The following is a 19,624-nucleotide window of genomic DNA, read 5'->3' as shown; positions in this document are numbered from 1 at the left end:
GGGAAAATTGAAGAATGCATTATTCCAAGAGAGGAAAGATAACGGTCATTGCTCTCCTTGTTTTGCTCCTTGTGGTAGATATACCGATGTATATGTCATATCTGCCAATTTCCACGACGGGTCATGACCTAGTTTTCCACCTATACCGTATACAGGGTATTGCTGATGCCCTTAGACAAGGCCAATTCCCTGTTCGTGTCCAATTTTCTCAGTTAAATGGGTACGGGTATCCCGTTTCCGTTCTTTATGGAGACCTATTACTCTATCCTGCGGGAATTTTATGTCTAATTGGGTTGTCTGTTACAACCGCTTACAAAGTATTTGTGCTTTTAATCAATGCTGCGACAATACTGATTACTTTTTTTGTCGGTCGAAAAATGTTTAGCTCCATTTCGCTAGGAATCTTAGCTGCCTACTTATGGACTTTGGCACCATATCGCCTAGAGGACTTGTATTTAAGAGCGTCAGTTGGTGAATATACGGCTTTGATGTTTTTTCCTGTACTGGCATATGGACTATATGGTATCTTTCTTCGAGAGACGGGCGAATTTGGATTTTCTTGGCTCTGGACGACAATTGGCTGTTCTGGAATTATGATATCTCATACCGTAAGCATTATATTGGTATTTCCCGTCGCATTTGTATTTGTCATTGTGGGCTTAGTCCATAATCATTCGATAATTGTGTGGAAGAGACTGGCGGTATCCGGTGTTATTTCTATTGCCTTAACAGCATGGTTTATAGTTCCTTTCCTTGATTTCTACAAAAATGTCAATATGAAGGTTGGTGCTCTCACCGCCGAAGAGAAAATGGATTTCGCAGCTCTTCATGCCATTCAGCCTTCACAATTATTTATGCTCTTCGTTCCCATGAAAGGTGCAAGCGATCCTGCTGCCGACATAGCGCAGGATATGCCCTTTGGCGTTGGATGGACGCTTTTGTCAGGTGTTCTTCTGTTTATTATCGCGATTATTATGATAGATGGCAATGATCAAAGCAAAAACTGGATTAAGATTGGAATAATATCAGTAATGACTACAGGTTGTGTATTGTTTGCCTCCACCTCCGCTTTTCATTGGCATTTTTCGAGATTTGCTATTTGGAATGAGGTAATCTCAATAGTTGCTACCATTCAATTTCCCTGGAGATTACTCGGTGTTGCTAGTGCCCTACTTGTATTGATTGCGTGCATCGGGATATGCCTTTTGAAGACAGCCAATGGGTATCGTGTGCTCGCGGTTCCTGTCATGGCTTTGATGATCGCCTTATGCACTGTAGAGGGTGGAGTGGCTATTACGACTTGGTTGCAGAACACGGAGCCTGTTGGTGATTTTTCTTCGTCGGAATTTAAGCCAACCGGAAATTATGGTGTAATGAGTGGAGAGTATTTGCCGGTAAATGCTGATGTCAATACTCTGATAGCTAACCAGAGTAAGTATCCCGATCCGGTAAATGTCTCGCTCTCCTCCTATGAAAAAAAAGGCGCTACTATAGATCTCGAGATCGCGGATGCCTCGTCTAACGGAGAGATCACTGTACCGTTGTTGATGTATCCGCATTATACCGTGCGCGCCGAAAATGCTGTTTCTCAGTTTTCGCTGTCCGCAAATCGTGATGGTGTGATGGTGATACATGTTCCTGATGGTTATAAGGGGCATGTAACAGTCAGTTTTGTTGAACCAGTTTCATGGCGTATCGGGGAAACTGTATCAATGTTATCGTTGTTTGCAATAATAGCTGGGGGAGTTAGGCGCCTTTTTATAAAGGCAAAACGGCAGTTGAGATAATTAGTTTTCCCTAATGATCATTTGTTTCTAAAACTGATTTAGAAAAGTGTTGAGTAGGATGTCTCTTTGAGGGGAGAAAAATGAGTTCAGGTGTCAAAGCTCGATTGAATTCGATTTCAATAGGAATTTCATGGTTTGTTGAACGCATTGTCGTTTGGGTCTCCATTGTCTTTTTTTTGGTCGTTGGAATTCTTTCGCTATTTGTAACGGTTTATTTACCGGATTATAATTATCGTGTCGTCTTTTCTCTTGAGAATTGGTGGACAACGGCTATCATTGCCCTAGCTGCAATTTTCTTGGTATCTTTGTTAAATTATTGTAATTTCCTAAATAGGGTTAATTTACAGACCATTTTAAAAATTTTGTTTTTCTATACATTTATACTTGGTCTTGGGTGGATAGCTTTGGCTCATGTATGGCCTGAGTGGGATTCATACGATACCTTTTTTGTTGCACGTGGTTTGAACAATCCTTCTCTTATGCCTGATTGTAGTATCCCGAGTGATGAAACTTGGGCGGCTTGCGCTAATGGAGCAATGGAACGATACCCTTATCAGTTGCCTTTGATGTTTGTTTTCCGTATGGTGAACTGGATCTTTGGTGATGGTGATTATCTCGCAATTGAAATTCTTAATGTATTTTTTACATCATTTTCATTTTTGTTACTAGGAAAACTTTCGCATGAGCTCTTTAGAGATGAAAAAGCTGTCAAAATTACATTGTTACTTTGTTTCTTTTTTGTTCCGCAAATCATCTATGTCACCTTTGCATATGGCAATACCTTATCTTTGCCGTTTGTATTGCTGGCGCTTTTGTTCCAGTGTCGCTCTCTGAGAGAGAAGAAACTGAATCAAGGAATCGCCAGCGCTTTCTTTATAATTGTTGCCATTCTCTTGAAATCGACGATGATTTATGTGTTCATGGCAATGATAGTCACTTGGATTGTTTCTTTGATTAAACAATTCCATTGGAGTGAATTGATCTGTATTTTTCTTGCTGTGGTTTTTTATGTGCTGTCAGGTTTTGTGATTGCTGGTATTGGTAACCAATCTGGATATGAGACCGATAAAGGATTGCCGAAGGTTGTCTGGATTGCCATGGGCTTGCAACGACCGCAAGAAGCTATGCCAGATAACGCGGGATGGTACAATGGCTATCCTGCTAGTTGGCCTGCTGATAATTATGATCCCGAACAAGCTAAGCTAGACTCTATGGAGTCGATTCAGAATTCTCTGAAAAGTTTTGAAGATGATCCCTGGTATGCTATTAGCTTCTTTAGTAAGAAATTTCTCTCAGAGTGGACCGAACCGACTTATGAGTCCTTATTGGCGAGTAATTGGTCATCAGGCAGATCGGATCGTCCCGCAATGAGCGATCGACCCATGAGTGTTGTATTGCATTCTATGTATTATGGTAAATTACATTCCATATTTTCAAATATTTGTGACGTAATACAGTTTTTACTCCTATTAGGCAGTGCTATTGCTTTGTTTTTCTATCGTAAGCAGCTTACTGTTTATCAAATCAATATTGTAATGATTCCTTTTGGTATGGCGTTGCTTTATCTGCTCTGGGAAGCTCAATCCCAATATATTATGCCGGCGTATATCATGATGATTCCGCTGGCTGGTGCAGGTCTTGCAGTTATTGGGCAGTGGGGATCTGGCGTGCTGGGAAAGGTCGTTGAACGCTGTCAGAAAATGTCGACAAGTAAGTAGTCGCGCACTGCAATTACCCATTGCAGCTGGATGAGAGGTTAGAGGCTAGTGATATATATAGTTTTCATATGCTAGGCTAATCCCAGTCACACATGATTCTGATGAGGTGAGTATGCCAACGATCAAGTTCGCTAATGTCCTGCTGGAGAAGAATCCCCGGTCCTTGAGCTATCCGTCGCTGTATTGCAAGGCGGAGGGCTCGCTCCTTGAAGACAAGGAGAACAACACCTGGATCATGTACGACCGGGGTGTCTACGACTTCTCCACATACTTCAACTCGCTGTCCGTGCAGAAGCTGCAGAAGTACACTCGCGCGAAGAAGTTCTACCTGCACCTTGAGCTTCAGGGTGCTGCCGTGAGCGTGCAGCAGACCAAGGGCGGTGTGTTCTCCGCTCATCCCGAGCCGGTGGGCGACCCGTACAAGCTGAAGGCATCCGACGAGTGGCAGACGTTGGACTTTGAACTGCAGATCGACTCCGATGCCGTGATCGTCGGCTTCGAGATCACCACCGAGGGCAAGGTCGCTATTCGCAACAGCTACTACTCCCTTGACTTCGAAGGCGACTTCCGTCCTGTCGAATTCGTGCTGTCCACCACCACGTTCAAGAAGGAAAGCTTCATCGAGCGCAACATCGGACTCGTAAAGGAGCAGATCCTTGGTTCCGGCGACGATATCGCCAAGCACTTCCACATGTACGTGATCGATAACGGTCGTACTCTCGATGCTGAAGCGCTGAGTGACGACCATGTGATCGTTCGTCCGAACCAGAACGTGGGTGGTGCCGGCGGATTCACCCGCGGCATGATCGAGGCCATGGAGCAGAAGCCTCAGGCCACCAACATTCTGCTCATGGACGATGATGTCGCCGTCTCTCCGGAGAGCATCAAGCGCACCTACAACCTGCTGCGCATTCTCAAGCCGCAGTACGCGGATGCCATGATCAGCGGTGCCATGCTCAACTACGAGATCGGCGAGGACCAGTGGGAAGACACCGGTTTCATGACCGAAGAAGGCACGTTCGCTCCTGCCAAGCCTCCGCTGCGTCTTACCAAGTACGAAGATGTGGTGTTTAACGAGGTCTTCAAGCTGCCCAAGGCCATCACCAAGTACAACCAGCGTTACGCCGCTTGGTGGTACTGCTGCATCCCGATCAGCGTGATCAAGGAAGAAGGCCTGCCGCTGCCTGTATTCGTGCGTTGCGACGATGCGGAATACGGTGTGCGTTGCCAGCGTGAGCTCATCACCATGAACGGTCTGTGCATCTGGCACATGTCGTTCCACGTGCGCTACAACGCCGCTGTGGAGCGTTATCAGACCACGCGTAACACCATGATCGCCCAGTGCACCACCGGTTTCGCCCCGCACTCCGACTTCATGCACGAGCTGCACAACAACATCCGCCTCGAGCTCAAGAAGTTCGGATACGCCAATGCTGAGCTGTGCCTCGACGCGTTCGAGGACTTCCTCAAGGGCCCGCGATTCATCTCCAAGCCCGGTGTCGCCGAAGCCACGTTCATGCGTGCCAACAAGCGCAAGGAACAGCTCGTAGGATTTGAGGAACTGCAGCGTCAGGCCGAGGATCTGCACATCACCGGCTTCGATATCAGCCAGATCACCCGCCAGCTCGTCGACAGCGACAAGCCGCGTACCCGTCTCGAGCGTCTGCAGGATTACGCCACTAACAATGGTCAGCGTCTGCTGAAGACCGAGGGCGAAGGCTACGCTGTAATTCCGCTGCTCGGTTGGGCATACCCGGCTGGTGTGATTCGTGGCAAGAAGTACCTGATCGTGATCGATTGGTACAACAAGAAGGGTGCCATCCGTATCAAGGATGCTGCTCGCTACGAGGAGATCGTCAAGCGTTACGAGCGCGACCTCAAGTACTACAGGAAGAACATCGACCGTCTGCGCGCCGAATACGCCGCAGCCCGTCCCGAACTAACTTCCGTAAAGTACTGGAAGAACTACCTGGACATGGAGTAGTCGGCTCGTTCGCAGTGCCTGTGTGACTGTGATTGAGAAATGAGAGGCGCTGTCTGGTTCGATGCCGGACAGCGCCTCTCACATTATTTGCGTTGAGTTCCTTTGTCTGCTTCAGCTTGTGTAACCTTGCGGCTATCGTCTGATTGCTTGTACCAAACGCTTCACCGCATGAAGTGGGAAGATGACGATGCGGCCAACCTTGAAAGTGATTGAGTTGCGAGTCGCCTGCGCTTTATGTTCCCAGTGCTCGTGCATTTTACGTTCATGTCGTGCGGTTTCCTGCTCGTGTTCAAGTGCCGTCTTGAGTTCGGTAACATGCTCCTGCTGCTCTTGAACCGTCTGGTTCAATGTGTTAATCGTCTGGCTCAGCTTGTTCTTTTCTCGGTCGGCCTTATTGAGCTCGCAAATGAAGAACGCTTCATTCCGACGAGTGTCCCGGAGATAATGCAGAAGTAGCTCCTCCGGAGTACTTGCCAACATGGTCTGATACTCATTCCACCACGCTTCGTTCTGGATGTCTTCACGCGTGAGTTGGTCGGTGATATCCATCTGCCGGAATCCGTAGTCTCGCAATGCATTGAACACGCTCAGGAAAGTCTCGTATCGTGCCTGCGTTGAGAGATTAAAGAGAGCAGATGACAGTGCCCAATTGATGTAGCTCATCCGCACGTTCTGATAGATGCCGCGACGGACCAGTTCTTCTTTGAGATCGACGAACGCTGTTAGGAAGTCCAGCGGATGCAGGTCGACGGTATCCATGTTGGACGAGCCCCTGTTGATTCGATATTTCACCAGACGTTCATAGATAACCGCTATGCGTTTGGCCTCAACGAGGGCCAGACAGGTGAATTCCAGATCCTCGGTTCGTGCCAGATTGGGGAACTTGATATCGTTTTCCTTCAGAAAATCACGTCGGAACAGTTTGTTCCACACCCAGTTCTGGAACGATGTGAAGATGTAATCGGGATTCTTCTCATATGAGAACGTGCCGGAACCGTCGTCAAAGTAATGGAAGTTGAGAGTTCCAACTGGCGGATATATCTCCTGACCGGACTTGTGGTCCATGAACCAGACGTCCCATATAACGATGTCTGCCCGCGTGTCATCCGCCTTGGTCACGGCTTTTTCCAGCATCTTAGGGTCGGCATAGTCATCGGAGTCAAGGAAGGCAATGTATTGCCCTCGGGCCTGCTGAAGCGCAATATTGCGAGCTTCGCCGACTCCCACATGAGATGTGTGAAGAAGCCGGATTCGTGACCCGTTCGGGTGTACGTCGATCAACCCGTTGATAACATCGCACGATTCATCGGTTGAACCGTCGTCCACGCAGAGAATCTCGTAATCAGTAAACGTCTGATCCAGCAGACTACCGATACTCTGCTCAAGGTAAGAGGCTGCGTTGTAGACCGCCATGATGACGCTGACTTTGGGATCGTGACCAGTTTGCTGGATCTCTTTACTCATAGAGTCAATGCTAAGAGCACAACTGACAAACTTGATGTAGGACTGCGGTGATGCTGGTCTTATTAACTGTTGCATCGACAAAAGGACATGTCAATAGTTGAAGTTGGTATCTCGAAACCGTGTTTAACAGGTGGATTCCGGTACCAAGACCGCTGGTAAAAGTTCGGCTTATCGCTGATATTACATCGATTGTCTATGGACGTATACACTGGACAATTGTAAAGGACACCTGAAATGGTTATTGCTTGAGGAGCGTGGTTGGCCATGGGAGACGGTCGTAGATATGAGCAGCAGAATCCGTGGATTTCGTTTCGCTACGCAGTATCGTTTGCTCCGTTGTGGGCCAAGCTCGGCGAAGCTTACTCCAAATGCAAGCATTTGTCGGGTACTCCGCTAAAGCCGGCATTACAAAGAGACTTGTCTCGTATCTATATGATCAAAGGCGCGTTGGCCTCAACCGCCATTGAAGGAAACACATTGTCTGAAGCCCAGGTGATGGCGCTGCGGGAGGGAAAGGAGAAGTTACCTCCTTCTCAGCGATACCTTGAACAGGAAGTTGACAATGTCTTGGGGGCTTTGAAGGATATTGATTCCTCCGGTAGAAGCGGCGAACGGTTCCGCTTGTCTGCGGAATGGATCAAGGACCAGAACCGCAAAGTATTGGACGGTCTTGAAGTCGAAGATTATGTAGTTCCTGGTGAGTATTGCACCGGACAGATGGTGGTGGGATCCTATCGTGGAGCCCCTCCCGAAGATGTCCCTTATCTGATGGATCGCTTGTGCGAATGGCTAAACACTGAATACCTTGAGCCGGCGGATGCCTGTAACGACGATCAAGAGGATATGCGGTTTTACCTCTGCTTCCTGGCTGCGGTACTGGCGCACCTGTATCTGGTGTGGATTCACGGTTTCGGAGACGGCAATGGACGTACGGCTCGCTTGGTGGAGACGGCGATACTTGATCATTCCGGAGTGGTCCCGTGGATTTCTGCGAATACCCTTGCCGATTATTACAATCAGACGAGGGATAAGTATTATCTTCGATTGAGCGAGTCTTCGAGGAACGGAGACGCATCTGGATTTGTTCATTACAGCGCAGTGGGATTCGTAGAGAAGCTTCGTGACCAGATTGAGCGGGTTCAGGACCAGCAGAGAAAGATTGCGTGGGAGAGCCTTGTCTATGAAGTGCTCCGAGATGAGCCTTCCGGAGTCGCGCGTGACAGAAGGCGTGACGTTGTGATTGCCATGTCGAATATGTCAGGCTCACTAGAGCGGCAGCAGATTAGCCAGTTGACCCCGCGTATTGCAGCCAAATACGGTAATGATGAGACAAAACGTGCCCGGATGCTTTCCCGAGATCTGAAACGTCTCGCTGAATTGGGACTTGTACGTAGGGAAGGGCGTGGAATGTGGACGAGCAACATCACCATTATGGATGCTTTTAAACCGGTCTGATAACTGTGTGCATCATGGCTTGTTTGCGAGAACCATAAATCAGTGTCTTCCTGAAATGCATAAGCATGGTCTGTGTCCCCATGCGCAGACCGTGTGACCATCGGAGGGCTTGGAACCGTTGTTATATCGGCTCGCTGATACGATGGAACGCCGTGAAGACAGTGATGAAACAAATCCAGGACCGGTACAGCTACGCGCTGATCGTGCTGCGTGGACTGGTCAAGACTGATTTCAAACTGCGATACCAGGGCTCGTTCCTCGGCGTGGCATGGTCCGTGCTCAAGCCGCTGATGCTGTTCGCAGTGATGTACCTCGTGTTCGGCAAGTTCCTGCGCATGACCGACGGTACCCCCACATACCCCGTAGTGCTGCTGCTTGGTATCTGTTCGTGGAACTTCGTGGCGGAGGCCACGTCCATCGGCCTGCATGCCATTGTCGATCGCGGTGATCTGCTGCGTAAGATCCACTTCCCGAACTACATCGTGGTGGTTTCGGCGACCTGTGGATCGATGATCAGTCTCGCCATCAACTACGTGGTGGTGCTGATCTTCGCGATCTTCAATCATGTGCATTTCACCTGGCGAGTGCTGCTCGTGCCGTTCAGCGTGATCCAACTGTGGGTTCTGGCACTCGGTATGGCGCTGATCTTCAGCACCATGTACGCCTACTACCGCGATATCGCGCACATCTGGGAAGTGCTGCAGCAGATCATCTTCTACGGTATGCCGATCATCTACCCGCTGAGTTATGTGACCAACAAGGGTGGATTCTACGCGGAAGTGGCACGTTTTGAACTGCTCAACCCGATCGCGCAGGCGATTCAGGACATTCGTCACAATTTCATCGCCCCGGAAACCCAACCGACCGTGTGGAATCAGTTCGGCCACTGGTGGGTGCCGATCATTCCGCTTGCCCTTACCGTGATCCTGATCTGGGTGGGCGTGCACGTGTTCCGTGTGAACAGCCGTAAGTTCGCGGAGGTGATGTAATGAGCGAAACGAAGAACGAAGTCGACGCGTCCGCGGAGGCTGCTGAGATCAGGCAGATTCGCCCCGAACTCGCATTCGAGGACGCCCCCGTGGTGTTGTCCGTAAACCATGTCGGCAAGACCTTCAAACTGCCTACCGAGCAGGCGACCGGTCTCAAGCAGGCGTTCATCAACTGGACCAAGGGCATCAAGGGCTACAAGACCCAGGAAGTGCTCAAGGACATCTCCTTTGAAGTGCATCAGGGCGAGTTCTTCGGCATCGTCGGCCGTAACGGCGGTGGCAAGTCCACGTTGCTGAAGATCATCTCGCAGATCTATTATCCGAACAAGGGCAGCGTGAACGTCAAGGGCAAGCTCGTGCCGTTCATCGAACTCGGTGTCGGCTTCAATCCCGAACTCACCGGTCGCGAGAACGTGTACCTTAACGGCTGTCTGCTGGGCTTCACCACCGAAGAGATCGACGCGATGTACGACGACATCGTCGAATTCGCCGAGCTTGAGGAATTCATGGACCAGAAGCTCAAGAACTACTCATCCGGCATGCAGGTGCGACTCGCCTTCTCCGTCGCCATCAAGGCACAGGGCGATATCCTCGTGCTCGACGAGGTGCTCGCCGTGGGCGACGAGGCGTTCCAGCGCAAGTGTGACGACTTCTTCACCGAAATCCGTAAGGACCCCACCAAGACCGTCATCCTCGTGACGCACGACATGGGATCGGTGAAAAAATACTGCACACGAGCCATGATGATCAAGGAAGGCGAAGTGGCCGCCATCGGCGATAAGGAAACCGTGGCGGATCAGTACACGCTCGCCAATCTCGAGGCCGAGAAGAAGATCGAGGACCAGAAGGTCAAGGAGAACGCGGCCAAGGGACTCTATCCGGAAGGCCTGAACGAGCAGTGCCCGCTGTTGCGTACATACGCGGTGTCCAAGCCCATGCTGACCAGCGACGATGTATTCCGTTTCGCCGTCGAATACCAGTACGACGAGCCGGGAGACTTCTATCTCGCCATCTCCATGAACGACATCCGTCGAGGCGGTATTACGTACGATACGGGTGCCAAGGTGTTCCGTATGAAGGAGCACGGTCACCACACCGTGGAGTTCGAGGTGCCGCTCAATCTGTTCAACAGCGGTGAATTCCGTTTGTTCACGTCCTTGCGTAAGCCCAGTCCCACCGATCCCAACTTCACCGACATGGTGGCCGTGGCAACCGGGGATAACGCCTGCACTTTCGTGATCCGCAACAGCAAGGGTGACGCATACGCGTTGCTCAATCACTCCGCCATTCAGATCGCGCCGGCGGAAGGCGAGCAGGGGATTGAAGTGATGAAGCGATACGATCCGTTCGCGGAGGATGATTCGGCCACCGGTACTGAGGATGTTGTGCCTTCTGCCTCTTCCGCGTCTTCTGACGACGAGCCCAATGCCAAAATCGGCAAGAAGGAGTGAACTCATGAGTTCTGTGAAATCCGACGAGCAATTGCGCACCTGGGAAACCGTGGTCCGAATCGTCTACCCGACGCGTGACGCCGATCTGACCATGCCGCTCTACGCGATCGACTGGACGCCGCAGCATCTTTCCGAAACCATGCTCGACTCGCGTATCGACATGAAGACACTGGAATTCGGGCAGATGAACGAATCCAAATTCCAGCATCTCGTCCGCGGATCGGTCGCAGGCTCCGGAGCGGCCGGCGGCGTGCGTACCGACTCGTTCACCGCCACCTCACGCGACGAAATCCGCGTGAAGGCCGGTCATCGCACGTCACTGTGCACGTTCTTCAACGCGTTCCCCGCCTCATACTGGCGGCGCTGGACGCGCGTGGACTCTGTGCGCTTCGTCGCCACCGCAAGCGGCACCGGTCGTGTGCTGCTGTACCGTTCCAACGGACGCGGGCTCTCGTTCCCGGTCGCCGCGATCACTGTGGAGGGATCCGGCTCCACCAAGGTGGCGCGCAACCGTACCATCGCCGCGGAAGTACCCATGACCGATCTTATGGACGGCGGATACTTTTGGTTCGATGCCGAAGCGTCCGCCGCGAACGATCTGACCATCACGCACGCCGCATGGCAGGTGCCGCAGGACCGTCGCGTGGCTGAAGGCAACACCACGCTGTCGATCGCGATCGCTACGTTCAACCGTCCGTCGTACTGCCTCAACCAGCTCGTCGCCATGAGCGAGGCAACCGAACTGCGCAAGCGGCTCGACACCATCTACTGCACCGATCAGGGCACCGATCTGGTGAAGAACCAGAGCGGGTTCCCTGCGGTCGCCGCCGAACTCGGCCAGCAGCTCACTTACATCCGCCAGCGCAACCTCGGCGGTTCCGGCGGATTCTCGCGTGGCATGTACGAGACGGTGGAAGCCGGCAAAAGCACGTACTGCCTGCTGCTCGACGACGACGCGATCAGCGAGCCCGAGGCGATCCTGCGCGCGCTACAGTTCTCCGACTACACGGTTCGTCCCACGCTCGTGGGCGGCGGCATGCTGCACCTCGACAACCGCACCGTGCTGTACTCGCAGGGCGAGCGCGTGGACTGGTATCGCATGTGGATGACGCCGTCGCGTGGCATGGGATACAACCACGACTTCTCCGTCGAACCGCTGCGTGACGCGCCCGAACGCCATCAGCGTGTGGACGAGGATTTCAACGGCTGGTGGATGTGCATGATCCCCGTGACCGTGCTCAAGAAGATCGGTCTGTCGCTGCCCGTGTTCATCAAGTTCGACGATATCGAATACGGTTTGCGCGCCAAGCGTGCCGGATTCCCGACCGTGTGCCTGCCGGGCGTGGCCGTGTGGCATCAGGCGTGGCATGGCAAGGACAACGCGCGCACGTGGGAGGAGTACTTCACCAACCGCAACCGGTGGATCGCGGCGCTGCTGCTCAAGCCTGAGCCGTCGAAGCGCGTGATCTTCGAGAACCTGTACAGTGACGCCAGCCTGGGACTGCGATTCATCTACTCCGCTATGGCGTTGCGGCATCAGGCGTTGCGTGACATCCTGCGCGGACCGCAGTACATCGTCGACTGCCTGCCCACCAAGCTGGGGGAGATGCGCGAACTGCGTGGGCAGTTCACCGACGCGCAGGCCAAGCCGAGCTTCGACGACTTCCCGGAGCCGGAGCGCGAGCTCGTGTCGCCTCGGTACAGGCCTCAGGGGGCGAAGGCGCGGCGCGAGGGCGGCATTCGCCAGATCGTGCGTAGCCTGATTCCAGGGCTTCCGGGACGTCGTGCGTGTGTGAACGACGGTGATAAGCCCGACGTGGCGATCACCGCGCAGGACACCGCGTGGACGTGGCTTGCGTTCGCCGGCATCGACTCGGCGCTGGTCACCACGCCCGACGGCAACGGGGTGGCTTGGTTCAAGCGTGACAACGCACGCTTCCGCAAGAGCATGTGGGAGGGGTATCGTCTGGCGAGCCAGCTCGTGCGCGACTGGAAGCGGCTGTCCGCCGAGTACCGTGCGTATGATCTGCCGTCCCTGAAGACGTGGGGTCGTATCTTCGCGGTGGATAAGGCGTCTGAATCCAAGGGTTCCAAGGCCGAGTAGCGGCCGCTTGGCACCGTCGCAAGTACTATGGTCCGTAGCGGAAAACCAAACATAGAAAGGTTGCACATGGCTGAGAACACCTACCCGGATCTGGTGATCGTCGGCGCCGGACTGTTCGGTCTGACGATCGCGCAGCAGGCGGTGGAACACCTGGGCGTGAAGGTGGAGATCATCGACGTCCGCGATCACATCGGCGGCAACGCCTACTCGTACATGGACGAGGAGACCGGCGCCGAAATCCACAAGTACGGCGCGCACCTCTTCCACACGTCGAACAAGCGCGTGTGGGATTACGTCAACCGCTTCACCGAGTTCACCGACTACGTGCACCGCGTGTACGCCACGCACGATGGCGAGGTGTTCCCGCTGCCGATCAACCTCGGCACGATCAACCAGTTCTTCCACGCGCACTACACGCCGGCCGAGGCCAAGGCGCTCATCGAGGAGCAGGCGGGCGAGCTCGCCGGCACCGATCCGCAGAACCTCAACGACAAGGGCATCCAGCTGATCGGCCGCCCGCTGTACGAGGCGTTCATCAAGAACTACACCGGCAAGCAGTGGCAGACCGACCCGAGCGAGCTGCCGGCCGCCATCATCAAGCGACTGCCCGTGCGCTTCAACTACGACAACCGCTACTTCAAGGACACGTGGGAGGGCCTGCCCAAGGACGGCTACACCAAGTGGATGGAGCGCATGATCGACGATCCGCGCATCCATGTGACCCTCGGTGTGGACTTCTTCGACGAGTCGCAGCCGTTCAACAAGAAGGCGCTGCTCGCCGCGGGCGTGCCGATCGTGTACACGGGTCCGGTGGACCGCTACTTCGACTACGAGCTCGGCGACCTCAAGTGGCGCACCGTGGACTTCAAGGAGGTTCGCTACGATGAGGACGACCACTTCGGATGCCCGGTGATGAATTTCTCCGACGCCGACGTGCCGTACACCCGCGCCATCGAGTTCAAGAACTTCAACCCGGAGCGTGCCGACCAGCAGAACCACGAGAAGACCGTGGTGTGGGAGGAGTACTCCCGCTTCGCTGAGCGCGGTGATGAGCCGTACTACCCGGTGAACACCGACGCCGACAAGGAGCTCTACGCCCGCTATGCGGAGAAGGCCGCGGCCGAGCCGAAGGTCGTGTTCGGCGGTCGTCTGGGCACGTACAAGTACTACGACATGCACAATGTGATCGACACCGCGCTCACTGCGTATGAGGAGCAGGTGGAGCCGCTGCTGAAGTAGCGGGTGCGGGGCTGCGCTGTGTGAGGCGCGGGCTTTGCTTTGTGATTGCTCTGTGATTGCTCTGTGGCGGTCGAACCGGGTGACCGGATTCCCCTGGGGTCCGGCGCTCGTTTCGGCCGCCACATTTGTATGTGTATGGGATGTTTTGTTGATTTTGGGAGGCCTCGGTTTGGGGGTCGGGTGCGGGGGAAGACGCCCCCTATACGAGCCCCCAAAACCGAACATTTCTCGTGAGGCAATGTTCGCTTCCCGTGTTCACTCGCACATCGCGTCCAAAATTTCGAATATTACCGTTCAAAAGAGCTTGAGATTCCCGAGAATTACTGAAATTCCGCCGTTTGCGGAGTAGTCTGACACACAATGACTACATTCTCGCATAACGTGGAGGACTTATGACCGACGTCAACGGCACCGTGGCTGCCATCCGTACCGGACTCGAATCGAATCTGATCGTGCACGACGAGCAGGTTGTGTTCCAGGGCGACGATGAGGCCCATTTCACCGTGATTCAGGCCAACGTGAGCCTGGGCAACGTCGAAGACGGCAATGCGGCCGGCCTTATCGACACGAAGTCCGAGCTTGATGAAGAGGCCAAACTCGATGCGGAGTCCGTTGAATCCGATGTGGATCGCGATGCCGAGGGCAAGCGACGGGTGCATCCCATCTTCTTCGCGCAGGTCAACGGCGGACAGCCCGGTGCCGTGTGCATCGCCGTGCATGACGGTCGTCTGCTGCTCGCCCGCCACTGGCGCATCGCCACCGATTCGTTCGAATGGGAGTTCCCGCGCAGCATGGGCGCTCCCGGCGAAGTCTCCGGTGCCACCGCGGAACGCGAACTGGAAACCGAAGCCGGCGTGAAGGCCACGTCGCGCCGCCTGCTCCAGATGATGCATGCCGACACCTGCAAGCTGCGCGATTCCATCGCCGTGGTCGAGCTCGCCGTGGACTCCGAATCGCTTGACGAAGCGGGCGTACTCGCCGACGGCAGCCTCGCCGGCCTGGACGACCTCGATGGAGCCACCCTCGCATGGCTCACCCCCGAAGAAATCGACACCATGATCGCAGAAGGCAACATCATGGACGGCATCACGCTCGCCTCCTATCTGATCTGGAAGACCCGCCGCGAAGCGGATGAAGCCGTAGAAGAGGAGTAATCGCCGCCGCAGTGCGGCGTCTCAGTGCCCCTGACGTCGATACTTCTCCTCGGTGGCGGCCTTCGCGGGGCGCCACCACTCCTCATGCGAGCGATACCACTCGATCGTCTCATCCAGACCCCGCGCAAAATCCGCGTGCTGCGGTCGCCAGCCCAACTCCCGCATGATCTTCGACGCATCGATTGCATATCGGCGATCACCACCCGGCCGATCGTTCACATGATCAAACGCATCCTCCGGCAGGCCCATCCGTTGCAGAATCATGCGCAGCACATCGATGTTGCTGCGCTCGCCGTCAGCGCCGATCAGGTACGTCTCGCCAACCCGACCATGCGTGAGGATCCGCCACACGGCATCGCAATGATCATCCACATGAATCCAATCGCGCACGGCCAGTCCCTGACCATACAGCTTCGGGCGAATCCCGGCGAGGATGTTCGTGATCTGCCGCGGAATGAACTTCTCCACATGCTGATACGCGCCGTAATTGTTCGAACAATTCGAGATCGTCGTCGCCAATCCATACGTGCGGTGCCACGCGCGAACCAGATGATCGCTTGCCGCCTTCGACGCCGAATACGGGCTCGACGGGTTGTATGCCGTGGCCTCCGTGAACTTGCGCGGTTCGTCGAGGGCGAGGTCACCGTACACCTCGTCGGTGGAGATGTGGTGGAAGCGGATGTCGTGGGTGTGGGTGGCGCTGGGGGTGTGGGAGTCGCCGCCGATGCCACACGCACAGTGCGCGTTCCTCTCCTCCCGTTCGTGACGCACCGCCTCGAGCAGCGTCCATGTGCCGGTCACGTTGGTGGTGAGGAAGGGTGATGCGTCGAGGATCGAATTGTCGTTGTGCGATTCCGCGGCGAAATGCACCACTGTGTCGATGTCGTGATCGTGCAGGATGCGTTCGACGAGCGGACGGTCGCAGATGTCGCCGTGGATGAACGTGAGCTGGTTCGGATCGATGCCGTTGAGGCTGGCGCGGTTGCCGGCGTAGGTGAGCGCGTCGAGCACCACCATGTGCGCGTCCGGATGATGTGCGGCGGTCCAATGCGCGAAGTTTGCGCCGATGAAGCCTGCGCCGCCGGTGATCAGCAGATTGTGGGGTGTGTGCGTGGGAGCCATAGCCATGAGGCCCATGATATTCGTTGGGGTGCGATGGGTGCCGGGTGCGGGGCGATGGGGGTTGGGATGGGGTGGCATCGACAATACTGCAGCATCATCCATTGGGAATCATGCGTTGAGACGTTGAGGCTGAGACATCGAGACAATATATGGCATCGTTGGTTACCGGAACGATCACGTCAGGGGATACGAGGGTATATTGGGCACTATACGTCCGATTTCGGGGGGATGCGGCGGGCTCCTGCGAAGGCGCCCGACTCGCGAGGATCGGAAGATCGATCAGGGAGATCGAGAAGGTCAAGTGTCAACGGAGGTTACCATGACCGAGGTCAACGGCGGTGCGGACGATGCCATGACGGCTATTCGCTCCGGGCTGGAATCACAGATGATCGTGCACGACGAGAAGGTCGTGTTCCAGGGGGATGACGAATCCCAGTTCACCGTGTTCCAGACGGATGTGAGCGTGGACGGCGAGTCGAACGACGGTGAGGGCGACGGTGAAGGGGCTGGCGATGGCGCGCCCCGGACGCATTCCGTCCTGTTCGCACAGGTGCGTGGCGGGCAGCCGAGCGCGGTGTGCATTCCCGTGCGTTCGGACGGTCGTCTGCTGCTGGTGCGGCATTGGCGTATCGCCACTGATTCGTTCGAATGGGAGTTCCCGCGCAGCATGGGCGTGCCAGGTGAGGTTTCCGGTGCCACCGCCGAGCGTGAGCTGTTCGCCGAAGCCGGCGTTGGTACGGACGGGCGTCGCCTGCTGCAGATGATCCACGCTGATACGTGCAAGCTGCGTGACTCCGTGGCCGTGGTTGAGGCGAAGGTGAGCGACGAGGAGATTCAGGCGGGGGCTGAGGCTGCTGCTGATGGCGCGCAGGGTGCGCAGCCAGTGCGGGCGGTCGATGATCCCTTCCGCGCCGATGTCGATGACACCGATTCCCGTCTCGCATGGCTCACGCCTGAGGAGATCGACACGATGATTGTCGAGGGCAACATCATGGACGGCATCACGCTCGCTGCCTACCTGATCTGGAAGATCCGCCGCTAGAGGTGCGTGGTTTGGTCAGCTGGCTGGGCGGGGTGGTCGGGCTGGCTGGACTGGGCGGTCGGCTGGCTGGGCGGGGTGGTCGGCTGGCTGGACTGGGCGGTCAGCTGGGCTGGGCGGGGTGGTCGTCAGACAGGGGGCACGTGGAATGTGGAACCTGCCTGACCGTCGATGCCCGACGAGGACGCGACGGTGAGGGGCGGGCGGAACGTGGAACCTGCCTGACCATGTCCGTCGGTCGTCCTCCGGTGTCGGCTGCCCAGCCGCCCGTTGACGTTGAACCTCATCTATTTGTTGGTCCGTAGGTCCGGAACCAAACGTCAACTATCGAACTCCGGTGCTCGGGCTATCCATCACCGCATCTCATCACTTAATCTTTGCCCACATACTGAGCACCCATATTCCTTAGTGTGATCACACTAAAAAATATGGGTGTTGAAATTTCAACGTTTTGAGGGTGTGGGACGTTAGTGTGAGCTCACACTAACGAGGACTCGGGGAGGGGCTCACACTCGCGAGGACTCGGGGAGGGGCTCACACTCGCGAAAGAACGGCGGCAGTATCCTTGTGAAAACTCGCGCGATCAGTCGGTGAATTCGATGCGTAGGATGTCGGCGATGGCGTCGGCCAGGCGGGCGTGGTTCTCGGGGTCCATGTGCAGCTTGTCGGCGTCGCTGGCTTCGGCCACGGTGGCGGCGTCGAGGAACATCCAGTCGTTCCGCTCCGCGACCTCGCGATAGAACGGTGCCAGACGATGTGAGCGCTCCACGGCATCTTCATCGAAGCCGACGTACGGACTGCGGGAGATCCCCGGCTTTACCGCGATCGGTGACACAAGCAGAATCTTCGGGGCCGGACCGCAGCCGCCATACGGATAGTCGCGGATTGCGGCACATACCTGTTCGGCAGCGGCGGCGATGGTGCGCGGCGACGCGTGGAAGATCTCCTTGAGATCATTCGTGCCGAGGCTGACGATCGCGCAATCGAGCGGGCGGTGCGACTGCAGCACGATCGGCAGGGCCTGAATGCCTGAACGTCGGGGTTCCATCGGGTTGTCGAACACCGTGGTCCGGCCACCCATGCCTTCCTCGATCACGCGCCATTCCGGGCTGAGCATGGTGGCGAGACGGCCGGTCCAACGCACGCCGAACGGGTGGCGGGTGCCCGGCTGGGCGGGATTGGTGCCGAACGTGTTGGAGTCGCCGAAGCAAAGTAGGTTCTTCATGCTTCACACTGTACTGGCCGGCGAGGGAGTCTGCCGCTGTTGCCCGTGTTTGGACCGGGCTCGGATCTTATTTGGGTTTGGGCTTGGGGAGGAGCGTAGGGCGTGTGACGGATGATTCATTCGGCTTGAGCTTCAGCAGAATCATTTTCGTTTGATGCTGGCTTGAGTTTCATCAGTACCACGGCTGAGCCCCGTCTCATTCCGTCTGGACTGGTCTGATCCTATCTAGATTCCACCGATTTGCCTAACCTGGCTTCGCTAGGCGGATATGGCTCTGTCTAGTTCGAGCGGATAGTTGACGTATGTCTCGGGGGATGGTTGACGGGGTGTCCTAGGGCATGGTTGACGTATGTCTCGGGGCATGGTTTACAGGTCGGTGCTGGTTGATTGGTGTATGGACACACAATCACAGCAGCAGACACCAGCGCATTCCAATGATGATGGCCCCGCGGCCCGTAGCGAGTTCCTGCGCAACAAAGCCATCGTCAACGCGATCCTCGCGGGCATGCCGGTCGCCGAGGCCGCCCGGCGCCACGGCGTCACCAGGCAGTGGGCGAACGAGCTGAGACGCAGGTACGGCGAGGAGGGAGAGAAAGGTCTCCTGCCCCGCTCCAGGCGCGCGCGCCGTATCGCCAACAGGACCGGGAAGGAGACCAGGGAGCGGATCGTCGCGCTCCGGCGCGAGCTGGACGCCGCCGGTCTGGACTCGGGGCCGGAGTCCATCGCCGCCAGGCTGGAGCGCGAGGGCGTCAGGCCTCCGGCGAACTCCACGATCCACCGCATCCTCAAGCAGGCGGGCCTGGTGCGCCCCGAGCCGAGGAAGCGGCCCAGGTCCTCGTACGCGAGGTTCGAGGCCGCGCTGCCCAACGAGACGTGGCAGTCGGACTTCACCC

Annotated in this window: 14 protein-coding genes; 11 read left to right on the top strand and 3 right to left on the bottom strand. The window is 55.6% G+C overall.

The annotated features are described in order from the left end of the window. Window positions 1-14: 14 nt before the first annotated feature. The 3 genes from BTIS_RS06855 to BTIS_RS06845 all read left to right on the top strand — a co-directional run bounded on the left by BTIS_RS06855 (window position 15) and on the right by BTIS_RS06845 (window position 5,489). On the top strand, window positions 15-1,787 hold the full coding sequence (locus BTIS_RS06855) for a hypothetical protein (RefSeq protein ID WP_094663946.1): 1,773 nt from the start codon (window positions 15-17) through the stop codon (window positions 1,785-1,787). An 80-nt stretch (window positions 1,788-1,867) separates the two neighbouring features. Further along, the gene (locus BTIS_RS06850; protein WP_143248891.1) at window positions 1,868-3,505 is read left to right on the top strand and encodes a glycosyltransferase family 39 protein; all 1,638 of its coding nucleotides are present in this window, start codon (window positions 1,868-1,870) and stop codon (window positions 3,503-3,505) included. A 112-nt stretch (window positions 3,506-3,617) separates the two neighbouring features. Beyond that, entirely contained in the window at window positions 3,618-5,489 is a 1,872-nt protein-coding gene (locus BTIS_RS06845; RefSeq protein WP_094663942.1) for a glycosyltransferase, read from the top strand. Between the two features lie 132 nt (window positions 5,490-5,621). Here the strand turns inward: BTIS_RS06845 and BTIS_RS06840 are convergent, their stop codons facing one another. After that, window positions 5,622-6,953, bottom strand: a complete 1,332-nt coding sequence (locus tag BTIS_RS06840; RefSeq protein ID WP_158216861.1) for a glycosyltransferase family 2 protein — start codon at window positions 6,951-6,953, stop codon at window positions 5,622-5,624. 264 nt (window positions 6,954-7,217) lie between these two features. On the opposite strand from BTIS_RS06840, the gene BTIS_RS06835 reads away from it, so the two are divergent. From BTIS_RS06835 to BTIS_RS06810, 6 genes are all read left to right on the top strand, one after another. After that, a complete protein-coding gene (locus BTIS_RS06835) occupies window positions 7,218-8,408 on the top strand; it encodes a Fic family protein (RefSeq protein WP_094663938.1) in 1,191 nt (396 codons plus the stop codon). Between the two features lie 164 nt (window positions 8,409-8,572). Beyond that, window positions 8,573-9,397, top strand: a complete 825-nt coding sequence (locus BTIS_RS06830; RefSeq protein ID WP_094663936.1) for an ABC transporter permease — start codon at window positions 8,573-8,575, stop codon at window positions 9,395-9,397. Continuing rightward, window positions 9,397-10,848, top strand: a complete 1,452-nt coding sequence (locus tag BTIS_RS06825; RefSeq protein WP_094663934.1) for an ABC transporter ATP-binding protein — start codon at window positions 9,397-9,399, stop codon at window positions 10,846-10,848. Before BTIS_RS06830 ends, BTIS_RS06825 begins: the two co-directional genes overlap by 1 nt. Window positions 10,849-10,852: 4 nt before the next feature. After that, entirely contained in the window at window positions 10,853-12,952 is a 2,100-nt protein-coding gene (locus BTIS_RS06820) for a glycosyltransferase (protein WP_094663932.1), read from the top strand. A 66-nt stretch (window positions 12,953-13,018) separates the two neighbouring features. Beyond that, window positions 13,019-14,191: a UDP-galactopyranose mutase gene (gene glf / locus BTIS_RS06815; RefSeq protein ID WP_094663930.1), complete on the top strand. Its 1,173-nt coding sequence runs from the start codon at window positions 13,019-13,021 to the stop codon at window positions 14,189-14,191. 392 nt (window positions 14,192-14,583) lie between these two features. Then, window positions 14,584-15,345, top strand: a complete 762-nt coding sequence (locus tag BTIS_RS06810; RefSeq protein WP_094663928.1) for an NUDIX hydrolase — start codon at window positions 14,584-14,586, stop codon at window positions 15,343-15,345. Between the two features lie 21 nt (window positions 15,346-15,366). Here BTIS_RS06810 and rfbB read toward each other — a convergent pair whose 3' ends face one another. After that, window positions 15,367-16,482, bottom strand: coding sequence for a dTDP-glucose 4,6-dehydratase (gene rfbB, locus BTIS_RS06805; protein WP_420807011.1), 1,116 nt, complete (start codon window positions 16,480-16,482; stop codon window positions 15,367-15,369). A 304-nt stretch (window positions 16,483-16,786) separates the two neighbouring features. On the opposite strand from rfbB, the gene BTIS_RS06800 reads away from it, so the two are divergent. After that, on the top strand, window positions 16,787-17,509 hold the full coding sequence (locus BTIS_RS06800; RefSeq protein ID WP_094663927.1) for an NUDIX hydrolase: 723 nt from the start codon (window positions 16,787-16,789) through the stop codon (window positions 17,507-17,509). Between the two features lie 580 nt (window positions 17,510-18,089). Here BTIS_RS06800 and BTIS_RS06795 read toward each other — a convergent pair. Then, window positions 18,090-18,731 carry an SGNH/GDSL hydrolase family protein gene (locus BTIS_RS06795; protein ID WP_094663926.1) on the bottom strand — a complete coding sequence of 214 codons (642 nt, stop codon included), beginning with the start codon at window positions 18,729-18,731 and terminating at the stop codon, window positions 18,090-18,092. A 394-nt stretch (window positions 18,732-19,125) separates the two neighbouring features. Here BTIS_RS06795 and BTIS_RS06790 point away from each other — a divergent pair. Continuing rightward, window positions 19,126-19,624 (top strand): helix-turn-helix domain-containing protein (locus tag BTIS_RS06790; RefSeq protein ID WP_158216860.1); only part of this gene is annotated, 499 nt, incomplete at its 3' end.

The organism is Bifidobacterium tissieri, from assembly GCF_002259645.1.
GTDB lineage: Bacteria > Actinomycetota > Actinomycetes > Actinomycetales > Bifidobacteriaceae > Galliscardovia > Galliscardovia tissieri.
This window is presented reverse-complemented; position numbering and strand designations above follow the sequence as displayed.

Excerpts from the sequence above, each read along its gene's own strand:
- BTIS_RS06855 (WP_094663946.1), top strand. The coding sequence starts at position 15 with ATGCATTATTCCAAGAGAGGAAAGATAACGGTCATTGCTCTCCTTGTT.
- BTIS_RS06850 (WP_143248891.1), top strand. The coding sequence starts at position 1,868 with ATGAGTTCAGGTGTCAAAGCTCGATTGAATTCGATTTCAATAGGAATT.
- BTIS_RS06845 (WP_094663942.1), top strand. The coding sequence starts at position 3,618 with ATGCCAACGATCAAGTTCGCTAATGTCCTGCTGGAGAAGAATCCCCGG.
- BTIS_RS06840 (WP_158216861.1), bottom strand. The coding sequence starts at position 6,953 with ATGAGTAAAGAGATCCAGCAAACTGGTCACGATCCCAAAGTCAGCGTC.
- BTIS_RS06835 (WP_094663938.1), top strand. The coding sequence starts at position 7,218 with ATGGGAGACGGTCGTAGATATGAGCAGCAGAATCCGTGGATTTCGTTT.
- BTIS_RS06830 (WP_094663936.1), top strand. The coding sequence starts at position 8,573 with ATGAAACAAATCCAGGACCGGTACAGCTACGCGCTGATCGTGCTGCGT.
- BTIS_RS06825 (WP_094663934.1), top strand. The coding sequence starts at position 9,397 with ATGAGCGAAACGAAGAACGAAGTCGACGCGTCCGCGGAGGCTGCTGAG.
- BTIS_RS06820 (WP_094663932.1), top strand. The coding sequence starts at position 10,853 with ATGAGTTCTGTGAAATCCGACGAGCAATTGCGCACCTGGGAAACCGTG.
- glf (WP_094663930.1), top strand. The coding sequence starts at position 13,019 with ATGGCTGAGAACACCTACCCGGATCTGGTGATCGTCGGCGCCGGACTG.
- BTIS_RS06810 (WP_094663928.1), top strand. The coding sequence starts at position 14,584 with ATGACCGACGTCAACGGCACCGTGGCTGCCATCCGTACCGGACTCGAA.
- rfbB (WP_420807011.1), bottom strand. The coding sequence starts at position 16,482 with ATGGGCCTCATGGCTATGGCTCCCACGCACACACCCCACAATCTGCTG.
- BTIS_RS06800 (WP_094663927.1), top strand. The coding sequence starts at position 16,787 with ATGACCGAGGTCAACGGCGGTGCGGACGATGCCATGACGGCTATTCGC.
- BTIS_RS06795 (WP_094663926.1), bottom strand. The coding sequence starts at position 18,731 with ATGAAGAACCTACTTTGCTTCGGCGACTCCAACACGTTCGGCACCAAT.